General features: G+C 73.0%; 7 protein-coding genes and 1 pseudogene. 4 read left to right on the forward strand and 4 right to left on the reverse strand.

Going from position 1 to position 9,824, the window contains the following annotated elements:
- Positions 1–31: 31 nt before the first annotated feature.
- Both AOK03_RS28535 and AOK03_RS28540 read right to left on the reverse strand, forming a co-directional pair.
- The gene (locus AOK03_RS28535) at positions 32–1,321 is read right to left on the reverse strand and encodes a hypothetical protein (protein WP_055568229.1); all 1,290 of its coding nucleotides are present in this window, start codon (positions 1,319–1,321) and stop codon (positions 32–34) included.
- Positions 1,303–2,568 carry a hypothetical protein gene (locus tag AOK03_RS28540; RefSeq protein ID WP_055568230.1) on the reverse strand — a complete coding sequence of 422 codons (1,266 nt, stop codon included), beginning with the start codon at positions 2,566–2,568 and terminating at the stop codon, positions 1,303–1,305. Before AOK03_RS28540 ends, AOK03_RS28535 begins: the two co-directional genes overlap by 19 nt.
- A 198-nt stretch (positions 2,569–2,766) precedes the next feature.
- On the opposite strand from AOK03_RS28540, the gene AOK03_RS28545 reads away from it, so the two are divergent.
- On the forward strand, positions 2,767–5,313 hold the full coding sequence (locus tag AOK03_RS28545; protein WP_055568231.1) for a polysaccharide lyase family 8 super-sandwich domain-containing protein: 2,547 nt from the start codon (positions 2,767–2,769) through the stop codon (positions 5,311–5,313).
- A gap of 43 nt (positions 5,314–5,356) precedes the next feature.
- Here AOK03_RS28545 and AOK03_RS28550 read toward each other — a convergent pair whose 3' ends face one another.
- Both AOK03_RS28550 and AOK03_RS28555 read right to left on the reverse strand, forming a co-directional pair.
- Entirely contained in the window at positions 5,357–5,551 is a 195-nt protein-coding gene (locus tag AOK03_RS28550) for a ferredoxin (protein WP_055568232.1), read from the reverse strand.
- An 18-nt stretch (positions 5,552–5,569) separates the two neighbouring features.
- On the reverse strand, positions 5,570–6,787 hold the full coding sequence (locus tag AOK03_RS28555; RefSeq protein WP_055568233.1) for a cytochrome P450: 1,218 nt from the start codon (positions 6,785–6,787) through the stop codon (positions 5,570–5,572).
- A gap of 297 nt (positions 6,788–7,084) precedes the next feature.
- On the opposite strand from AOK03_RS28555, the pseudogene AOK03_RS44340 reads away from it, so the two are divergent.
- From AOK03_RS44340 to rsgA, 3 genes and pseudogenes are all read left to right on the forward strand, one after another.
- Positions 7,085–7,519, forward strand: a pseudogene (locus AOK03_RS44340) (GNAT family N-acetyltransferase); the annotation flags it as partial.
- Between the two features lie 165 nt (positions 7,520–7,684).
- Positions 7,685–8,407, forward strand: a complete 723-nt coding sequence (locus AOK03_RS42150) for a class I SAM-dependent methyltransferase (RefSeq protein ID WP_055568241.1) — start codon at positions 7,685–7,687, stop codon at positions 8,405–8,407.
- A gap of 265 nt (positions 8,408–8,672) precedes the next feature.
- On the forward strand, positions 8,673–9,791 hold the full coding sequence (gene rsgA / locus AOK03_RS28565) for a ribosome small subunit-dependent GTPase A (protein WP_055568234.1): 1,119 nt from the start codon (positions 8,673–8,675) through the stop codon (positions 9,789–9,791).
- The last annotated feature ends 33 nt before the right edge of the window (positions 9,792–9,824 follow it).

Below are 9,824 nucleotides of genomic sequence, written 5' to 3' on the forward strand. Positions count from 1 at the left end.
CCCGGTCGGGCCCGCACGGGCGCCGCGGGCCTCAGGGGAGCTTCGGTGTCCCGCAGCCGTGGGCCCGCGCCGAGCGCCGTGCGAACTCCTTCAGCGCGGCGCGCTCGTACGCCAGGTCGGCCGCGGACGGCTTCGCGCGGTGCTCGTCGTACGAGCCGGACCTGTCCTCGCGCCACGCCCCTTCGTCCCGCACCGTGAACAGTGCGGGGCCGCTGCCGTCCCGGCAGGCCGCGCTCGCCCAGTGGCCGCCGTCCGCCAGCCGCCCGGCCGGGGCTTCGCCGGGGCCCGGCTTCTCGGTGTACTGGCCGTGGCGCTGCTCGTAGGCGAGGCGTTCGGTCTGCGCGTACGGGCCGTAGGACGCGACGAAGTGGTAGCGGGGCGTCTCGTCCGACGGTCCGGTGCCCGCCAGTTCGGGCCGCTCGCCCGCCACGACGCACACCTCGACGGGACTGTCGGCGCTCGCGCTCTCCCAGGCCCGGGAGAGCCGCGCGCCCCGGCCGGGCACGCCCCGGCAGGTCCCGGACGCGTCGGCGAGCGGCACGCTCTCGTCGGCGTTCACCGCAAGCGCCACCGTGCGCGGCCGCTCGCCCAGCTCGGCGTCGCATCCCCACTTCCCGGAGGCCTTCGCGGCCGTCGCCGTGGCGACCCGCGCGACGGCGGCGCGACGGCGCGGGTCGTCCAGCGTGGCGTCCTCGTCCTCCGCGTCGACGGTGACGAGGAGCCCGCCGCGGTCCCGGGCGCAGTCAAGGAGCGTCACCACGGTGGCGCTGCTGCTGCTGGACGGGTTCGTGTCCCCGGCGGACTCGGCGGTCGTGAACAGGCCGCGCCAGCCGTTGCCGAGCCCGACGGGCGGCAGCTCGGTCGCCGGTCGCGGGTACAACGGGCCCCTTTCGAAGGTGCGTACGGCCGCGGGGGTCACTCCGGTGTCGTCGTCGCGCCGCTGCGGCACGCTCTGCACGGTGACCTGGACCTCGGCCTCGTTGCTGTTGCTGCCCGCCACGGGCACGCCGTCGCCGGTGACGGCGCAGGTGACCGTGCGTCCCTTGTCCCGGTCGCCGTCCGCGGCCCGTTCGGCCGACAGCACGTCCACCCGGCCGTTCCCCGACTCGAACGGCCCGTCCCCGAGCAGGTCCCGCATCTCGCGCGAGGGCAGCACTCCTTCGCAGGCCTCGTCGAGCACCTGCTGTGCCGTGCGGCGCTCGCGCGGGCCGCCCCACCAGTAGAAGCCGCCCGCGATCAGGGCCAGGGCGACGAGCGCCCCGCAGGACGCCAGGACGACGCGCCCCGTCCTCGCCCGCCGGGTCAGTCGCGCTCGCGCCACTCCGCCACCTCTCCCACGATCGTCGTCCTGCGGCAGTGCGAACGCCGGGGCCACCCCTCGGGCGCCGCCAGATAGCGGTCGAGCACGGTGCGCACCTTCCGCGAGAGACGCCGCTGGTCCTTCGGTTCGAGCACGACCTTGCCCTCCTTGGTGCCGTAGTCGAAGTCGAACGCGGGCGTCACCGTCACGCGGTGATAGGTCGGACCCGCCGCGCACTCGGACCGGGCCCACAGGGCGAGCTGCGGGTCGTCGCCCGACCGCTCGACCGGCACGGGCTTGTCGTGCGAGGCCGGCCCCTCGGGGTCGGGCACCATCAACTCGTCGGCATACTCGCCGTACGCGCCGCTCGCGAGCACGCCCGACCAGCTCTCCGCGCCCGCCGCCTTGACCGTGAGGTGGCCGGGGGAGCCCGCCGTGTCGTCCCACTGCCCGCCGCACGCGCCCGCGCGCCGGTTGTACACCGAGTCGTTCCCGTCGAAGGACCACTTGCCCGGTGTCGACCCCAGCCCCTTGGGGGAGAGCCACGCGCAGAGTTCCGGCGCCTTCGCCGGAGCGGCGCCGGGCTCGGTGCGCAGCGGCTCGCTCCCGCAACCCTGCTTGCGGGACACCCAGTTGGCGACCTTCGCGGCCGTCCGGGCGGCCGCGAGCCGCTCGGCCTTCGGGACGTCGTACGCGTCGGACTCGTCACTCCCGGTCGGCAGGTCCACCGACACGAGCAGGTCCCGCACCGAACGGCCCCGCCCCTCCAGCCCCTTCGGGCAGTCGACGAGCAGGGAGGACGTGGCCACCGGGCCGGTGTGCCACGGGTCCGCGGCGCCCGTGCTGCCCGTCGCGGTCGGTGGCAGGGGCAGACCGAAGTCGCCCGTCACGCCGCCGGGTGACGTGCGGTCAGGCACCGCCTCGGCCCGCACCCTTGCGCGCACGTCCGCTTCCGAGGCTCCGCCGTCGCCGCCCCAGGCCACGGTGCAGTCGAGCAGCGCGCGGCTCTCCTGCCCGGGCTGCAGCAGCGTTCCGTACGCGTCCAGTACGCCTCGCTCGTCGTCCGGGACGGCGGAGTACAGCTCCTCGCGGAGCAGTCCCGCGCAGCCGCGCGCGACCAGTTCCCGGTTGGCGTCAAGACGGTCCTCCCGCTCCTCGGCCCGCGACACGGCGAACCAGGTCACCGACGACGCGGCCAGCAGGGTCACCGTCAGAGCGGCCACCAGCCAGGTGCGCCGCCGTCTGCGCGGCGCGCCCTTCTCGGGCATGGCGCTCCCCTTCCCCCCGTGCACGGCACCATGATCGGACCGGACGCTATCAACCGGGCGGGACGCGCCAGGGCCGGGGACCCTTGATGCCGGTCGGGGCGTCTGCTTGACTCCGCACGCCGCACGCACGCGTGCCGCACGCGCCGCAATCCGCGCCACGCTCCCGGACCGCCCCGCACCTTGCCGTTGGAGGCCGCCATGGAGATCACCCGCAGACGCCTGTTGTCCGCCCTGTCGGCCGCCGGACTGCTGGCGGTGGTCCCCGTCGGCCCGGCGAGCGCCGCCGCGGGCGCGGAGGGCCGCGCCCGGATCGTCGCCAACACCGTGGCCGTCTTCGCCGGGACCGCCGACTCGAACGCACGCCCGGAGGCCGCCGCGAAACTCACGGCCGTCGAGAGGACCGCGCGGGCCGGGCTGAAGGCGATGGACGACGCGGCCGAGGGCGAGCTCTTCGCCGGTCTGGTGCTCGGCACCGACGAGGCCAACCTGAACACCGCCTACCGCAGGCTGTACGAGATCGCCCTCGCCACCCGCACCCCGGGCCTCCCTTCCGACCTGTACGGCAGCACGGCCGCGCAGCGCCGGGTGCTCGACGGTCTCGCCTGGCTGCACGAGCGCTACTACGGGGACCAGTCCAAGGGCTACTACGGCAACTGGTTCCACTGGGAGATCGGCATATCGCAGCACGTCAGCAAGACCCTCGTCCTGCTCGCCGACGCCGTGTCCGTCCACCGCCCCGACCTGCTGCCCACCTACGTCGCCTCCATGGACGCCTATCTGCGCAACGGCGCCGACGGCGACGTGGACCTCGACTCGCGCTTCCACACCGGCGCCAACCTCGCCGACATCACCACCAACCGGATCCTGCAGGGCGCCCTCCTGGGCGAGCCGGGCGAGGCCCGCATCCGCAAGGCCCTCACCGACCAGCTGACGGTCTTCACCACCATCGACCCGTACCACCTCGACCACCAGGTGACGGACGGCCACTACGCGGACGGCTCCTTCATCCAGCACTCGTCCGTCGCGTACACCGGCTCGTACGGCAAGGGCCTGCTCACCCGTGTCGTGCAGACCCTCAAGATCCTCGACGGCACCGGCTTCGCGCACGGCGAGGAGCTCGTGCCGACCGTGTACGGGTGGGTGCGAAACGGTTTCGCCCCGCTGATATTCGAGGGCTGGATGATGGAGATCGTCAAGGGCCGTGCGGTGTCGCGCCCCGACTCCGGGTACACCGACGTGGCGGTGGTCGTCGAGGCCGTCGTCGACCTCTCCTCGCTCGCGTCGGGCGCCACGGCCACCGCTCTCAAGAGCCACGTCAAACACGTCAGGGCCACCTCGCGCGCCCCCCTCGACCCGGCCCGCTTCGTCTCGCCCCTCAGCGTGGTGCGGTACGCCGACATCCTCGACGACGCCTCCGTACCGCCCGCCGACCTCAACCCGGCCGCGCGGAGCGTCGCGTTCAACGCCATGGACAGGACGGTGCACCGCAGACCGGGCTACGCCTTCGCGCTGGCGCGGAGCTCCGACCGGATCAGCAAGTACGAGTACATGAGCGGCGAGAACCTCATGCCCTGGTTCCAGGGCGACGGCGCGTACTACCTCTATCTGTCGGGTCAGGACCAGAGCCGGGCGTACGGCGTCGACTACTACACGACCGTCTCGCCCCACGGCCTCGCCGGAGTCACCGCGCCCGTCGAACAGCGGCGCACCGTACCGGAGTTGTACGGCAAGCCGTACTACGACAACCCCGACCACCCCCTCCATTTCACGTCGTCGTCGGAGTCGCAGAACAAGTACGTCTACTTCCCGCGCGGCACCAACCCCTACTCGGGCGGCGCCGTCCTCGGGGCGTACGGCGCCGCGGGGATGGTGCAGTCCAGCGACGCGGCGTACCGCGACCGGGCGCTGCTGCCCGACGACTTCGTGGTGTACCGGGCCGCGACGGCGACGAAGTCGTGGTTCCTGCTCGACGACGAGATCGTGGTGCTCGCCGCCGACGTCGGTGACGACGCGGGGCGGGCGGTCAGCACGACCGTCGACGCCCGCACCGCCGCGGTCGGCGACCGGATCTCCCTCACCGGGGCCCTTCGCGACGGCCGCCCCTGGACCGGTCCCGGCACCGCCGACCTGCGCTGGCTGCGTTACGCCAACGCCACGGAGGGCACCGCCGTCGGATACGTCTTCCTCGACATGCCGGAGGTGCGGGTCACCCTGGCCGAGGTGACCCGCAGCCGCCGGGTCGTGCGCACCGCCAACTCCGATGCGCCCGTGACCCGTTCGGTCCTGGGCGTCACCGTCGACGGGGCGGCCGGTGCGCGCCCCGCCCGCCTCGCCTACGCCTTGGTGCCGAACGCCGACGAGGCCCGGCTGCGCGCCCACCGCCATGGGCCGCTCCGGGTCCTCGCCAACTCCGGCCGCCTCCAGGCCGTCACCCATACGGGCCTCGGTCTGACGGCTGCCAACGCCTTCACGCAGGGGCGGCACGAGACCGCGAGTCTGCGTGTGGACGGCCCCGCCTCGGTGATCGTCCGACGTGCGGGCGGCCGCGGCGGAGCCGTCCGCGTCGCGGTGTCCGACCCGACGATGGGCCGGGACACCGTGACGGTCCTGCTCCGCGGCCGACCCCTGCGCAGGGTCACCGGGGACCCGGAGGTCCGGGTGGACAGGGCCCCCGGTGGCACCCGCATCGAGGTCGACACGCATCACGCGTACGGCAGGAGCTTCACGGTGACGCTGGGGGAGTGAAGCTCCCGTGCGACAGGCGTATGTGACGTGTCCTCAGGCCGAGTCAGGCCTCGTCGACGCTGATGGCCTGCACCGGGCACGCCCGCGCGGCCTCCCGCACCAGGGGATCGCCGCCGCCGTCCTGGCGCCCGGGCAGCACCTCGCTGAGGCCGTCGTCGTCCTGGGTGAAGGTCCCCGGCGCGGTGAGCGCGCACATGCCCGCGCCCACGCACCGGTCCTTCTCGATGTGAATCGTCATGTGCTCCATCACTCGCCCCTACCAGGTGACGGGGAGTTCGAGCATCCCCTGGATGGTGTCGCCCGGCTTGAACGGGATGTCCTGCGGGGGCGCCGCGAGCCGCAGCCCCGGCAGGCGCCCGAAGAGGGTTCCCAGCGCGATCTCCAGCTCGGCGCGGGCCAGGTTCTGGCCGAGGCACTGGTGGATGCCGAAGCCGAAGGCCAGGTGGTGACGGTCCGGGCGGTGCCAGTCCAGGTCCTCGGGGCCGTCGAAGACCGCGCCGTCGCGGTTGATGAGGGACGTCGCGAAGACGACGCCGTCATCGACGCGGATGGTGCCGGCCGGGGTCTCGATCTCCTCCTTCGCCACCCGCAACAGCCCGTCCGCGATGGACAGGAAGCGCAGCAACTCCTCGACCACGCCCGGCATCAGCGGCGGATCGGCGCGCAGCCCGGCCCGCAGCTCGGCGAGCCGCTCGGGGTGCTGGAGCAGCGTGAACGTACCGAGGGAGATCATGTTCGCGGTGGTCTCGTGCCCGGCGATCAGCAGGATGGTGGCGAGCCTGACGAGTTCCTCCGGGTCCACGGCGCCCGACGAGAGCTGCTCCTGGATCAGCTCGTCGAGGAGTCCGTCGCCCGGTTCCTTGCGCTTCTTGTCGATCAACTCGTAGAAGTAGATGTCCATTTGGTCCCGTGCCGCCTGGGTGTCCTCGGCGGTGGGGCCGCGCAGGAGCCGTCTCGACTGCTCCTCGAAGAACTCGTGGTCGCCGTAGGGCACCCCCAGCAGGGCGCAGATCACCATCGAGGGGACGGGCAGTGCGAAGGCGCTCACCAGCTCGGCGGACGGGCCCTGTTCGACCATGGCGTCCAGGAGCAGGTCGACCGTCGCCTGGATCTGCGGGCGCAGCGCGGCGATGCGCTTGACGGAGAAGCTGGGGATCAGCATGCGGCGCTGTACGTTGTGCTCCGGGTCGTCGACGCCGAGCAGGGCGATGCGGCGGTCGCGGAGGCGGGCGAAGCGTTCGGTGGGGCTGGGGAAGGCCTCGTTCTCGCGGTCGGCGGAGAGCCGCGGGTCGATGAGCAGCTCACGGGCCGCCGCCCGCCCGGTGACCAGCCACACGGAGCGGCCGTCGTAGAGGCTGACGCGGGAGAACGGCGGGTCCTCGCGCAGGGGGGCGTACGCGGTGGGCGGGTGGTACGGGCAGGTGCGGTCCTGGGGGAAGGCGATGGATTCGATGGGGTTCGTTGTCTCCGTCATGGAAGTACCTCGCAAGCGCAGTTCGTCCCTGATCCGTCCCCATTGGATGGCTGAGGCAACTAATTCGTCCACGACAAGACCGGCCAGATCGCCGGGGCGCGGGATCTGTCCGGAACAGACCCCTCCGCTCAACCTGTCTGCGTCTATGTCCCCGTGGGCGCGATCCGGCGGCTTCGCGGCCGTGCGGCCGCCCGGCAGCTGCCGTCGACGCCTGCCGGAGGAGAGAATTCCGGCCGAGTACGCGGGCCCCCGTGCGAAGATCCGGAACGACCGCGGCGGCCACTGTGGAGGACGATGATGTTCGCGATACCCCTGGGCGACGGAGCCGAACTGCGACCGCTCGAACCCTGGCAGGCCGAGGAGTTCCTCGCGCACATGGACCGCGGCCGCGACTACATCGGGCGCTACGTGGGACTCCCCGGGATCACGGCCGACCTGGACTCCGCACGTGCCTGGCTCCAGGCGTACGCCGACAAGGCGGCCGCCGACACCGGCCGCCTCTACGGCATCCGGCTCGAAGGACGACTGGTCGGCGGCGTCCTCCTCCGGGTCTTCGACACGGCGACGGGCACCTGCGAGGCAGGCTGCTGGCTGGAACCGGACGCCGCCGGACGGGGCCTGGTCACCCGCGCGGTGCGCGTCGTCATCGACTGGGCGATCGAGGCGCGCGGCATGCACCGCGTGGAGTGGCTGGTCGCCCCCGAGAACACCGCGAGCGTCAATGTCGCCAGACGCCTCGGCATGAGCCGCGAAGGCCTCAAACACGAGGACGACCCCTACCGGGGCGTACGCCAGGACACCGAGATCTGGTCGGTCCTCGCACCCGACTGGCGCGCGGCACGTCGGGCGACTTCCCGGCGTGGTGCGGAGGCAATCTCCACTCCCGGTACCGACACGATCGATGCGGAGTACGCGAACCCGCGCCTCGCCGCGCTCTACGACACACTCGAACCCGACCGCTCCGACCTCGACGCCTACCTCGCGATGGCGGAGGAGTTCGGCGCGCGCCGCGTCCTCGACATCGGCTGCGGCACCGGCGTCCTCGCGCTGCGACTGGCCGGGCGCGGCATCGACGTCGTCGGCATCGACCCGGCAGGCGCCTCCCTCGACGTCGCCCGCGCCAAGCCCGGCGCCGACCGGGTGCGCTGGATCCACGGCGACGCGACCGCGCTCCCGCCGCTGCAGGTCGACCTGGTCACCATGACGGCGAACGTGGCCCAGCAGATCACCGACCCGGACGCGTGGCGGGAGACCCTGCGGGGTGCCCGCGACGCCCTGCGGCCGGGCGGACGCCTGGTGTTCGAGACCCGGGTCCCCGCCCGGCGCGCCTGGCAGAACTGGAACCACGAGGCTTCCCGCGGCGTGACCCGGATCCCGGGCGGCGACACGGTGGAGAGCCGGGTCGAGGTGACGGCGGTCGAAGGCCCCCTGGTGTCGTACCGCTGGACCTACGCCTTCGCCGCGGACGGCGAGGTCCTGACGTCGGACTCCACGCTGCGCTTTCGCGAGCGCGCGGAGATCGAGGCGGAACTGACCGAGCAGGGATACGTGGTGGACGAGATCCGCGACGCCCCGGACCGGCCGGGGCGGGAGTTCGTGTTCGTGGCGCGGCGGCCGTAGCGGTACCGGATTCCGGGCCGCGAAAAAAGCGGTGGCGGTTCGGGTGGGGGGTTGGCTAAGGTCCGGGGTGTTCCCAGGCGGTCGTCCGGCCGCCCGGTTCGACCGAGCAGGTTCTGGAGGTGTTGACCGATGGCTGTCGAGGCGATGGGCGCTGCCCGCATCCGGAAGTTCATCAAGTCCACCTCCGTGGTCACCGGCTGACCTGATCTCTCTCCGCGCCGACAGCGTGCGCGGGCGCCGGGGCCACCCCTGTGAAGGGTCCCCCTTGTCTTCCTCCTCTCTTTCTCCGTTCTCCTCTCGCAGCTCCTCGCATCCCCTCGCCCCGTACGGCTGGGACGCGGACTGGGAGGCCGAGTTCGCGCCGTCCGCGGCGCAAGGTCTCGTACCCGGGCGCGTCGTCCGGGTGGACCGCGGGCAGTGCGACGTCATCACCGCCGACGGCACCGTGCGCGCCGACACCGAGTTCGTCACCCCGCGCGACCCGCTGAAGGTCGTGTGCACCGGCGACTGGGTCGCCGTGGACGCGGACGGCGCCGACCCCCGCTACGTACAGCTGTATCTGCCGCGGCGCACCTCCTTCGTGCGCTCCACCTCCTCCAAGCGGTCCGAGGGGCAGATCCTCGCGGCCAACGTCGACCACTCGATCATCGCGGTGTCGCTCGCCGCGGAGCTCGACCTCGCGCGGATCGAGCGGTTCCTCGCGCTCGGCTGGGAGTCCGGCGGGCAGCCCGTGGTCGTGCTCACCAAGGCCGACCTCGTGCCGGACGCCGTCACGCTCGGCCATCTCGTCGAGGACGTGGAGACCGCCGCGCCCGGCGTGCAGGTGCTGCCGGTCAGCGCCACGGCGGGCGACGGCGTCGACGTGCTCGCCGCCGTCGTCTCCGGCGGTACGTCGGTGCTGCTCGGGCAGTCCGGCGCGGGCAAGTCGACGCTCGCCAACGCGCTCGCCGGGGCCGACATCATGGAGGTCCAGGCGATCCGCGACGTCGACGGCAAGGGCCGGCACACCACGACGACGCGCAACCTCGTCCTGCTGCCCGGCGGCGGGGTCCTCATCGACACGCCGGGGCTGCGCGGAGTGGGCCTGTGGGACGCCGAGAGCGGTGTCGGACAGGTGTTCTCCGAGATCGAGGAACTGGCGTCCCGGTGCCGGTTCCACGACTGCGCCCACGACGCGGAGCCCGGCTGCGCGGTGCTCGCCGCCGTCGAGGACGGCACGCTTCCCGAACGGCGCCTCGACAGCTACCGCAAGCTGATCCGCGAGAACCAGCGCATCGTCGCCAAGACGGACGCCCGGGCCCGCGCGGAACTGCGCCGCCAGTGGCGGCTGCGGGGGGCGGAGGGGCGGGCCGCGATGGAGGCCAAGCGGGGGCGCGTGCGCTGAGCTTTGGCGGTGTGCGGTTCGAGGGATCGGGGG

It is taken from the genome of Streptomyces atriruber (assembly GCF_001418325.1).
Lineage (GTDB): Bacteria > Actinomycetota > Actinomycetes > Streptomycetales > Streptomycetaceae > Streptomyces > Streptomyces atriruber.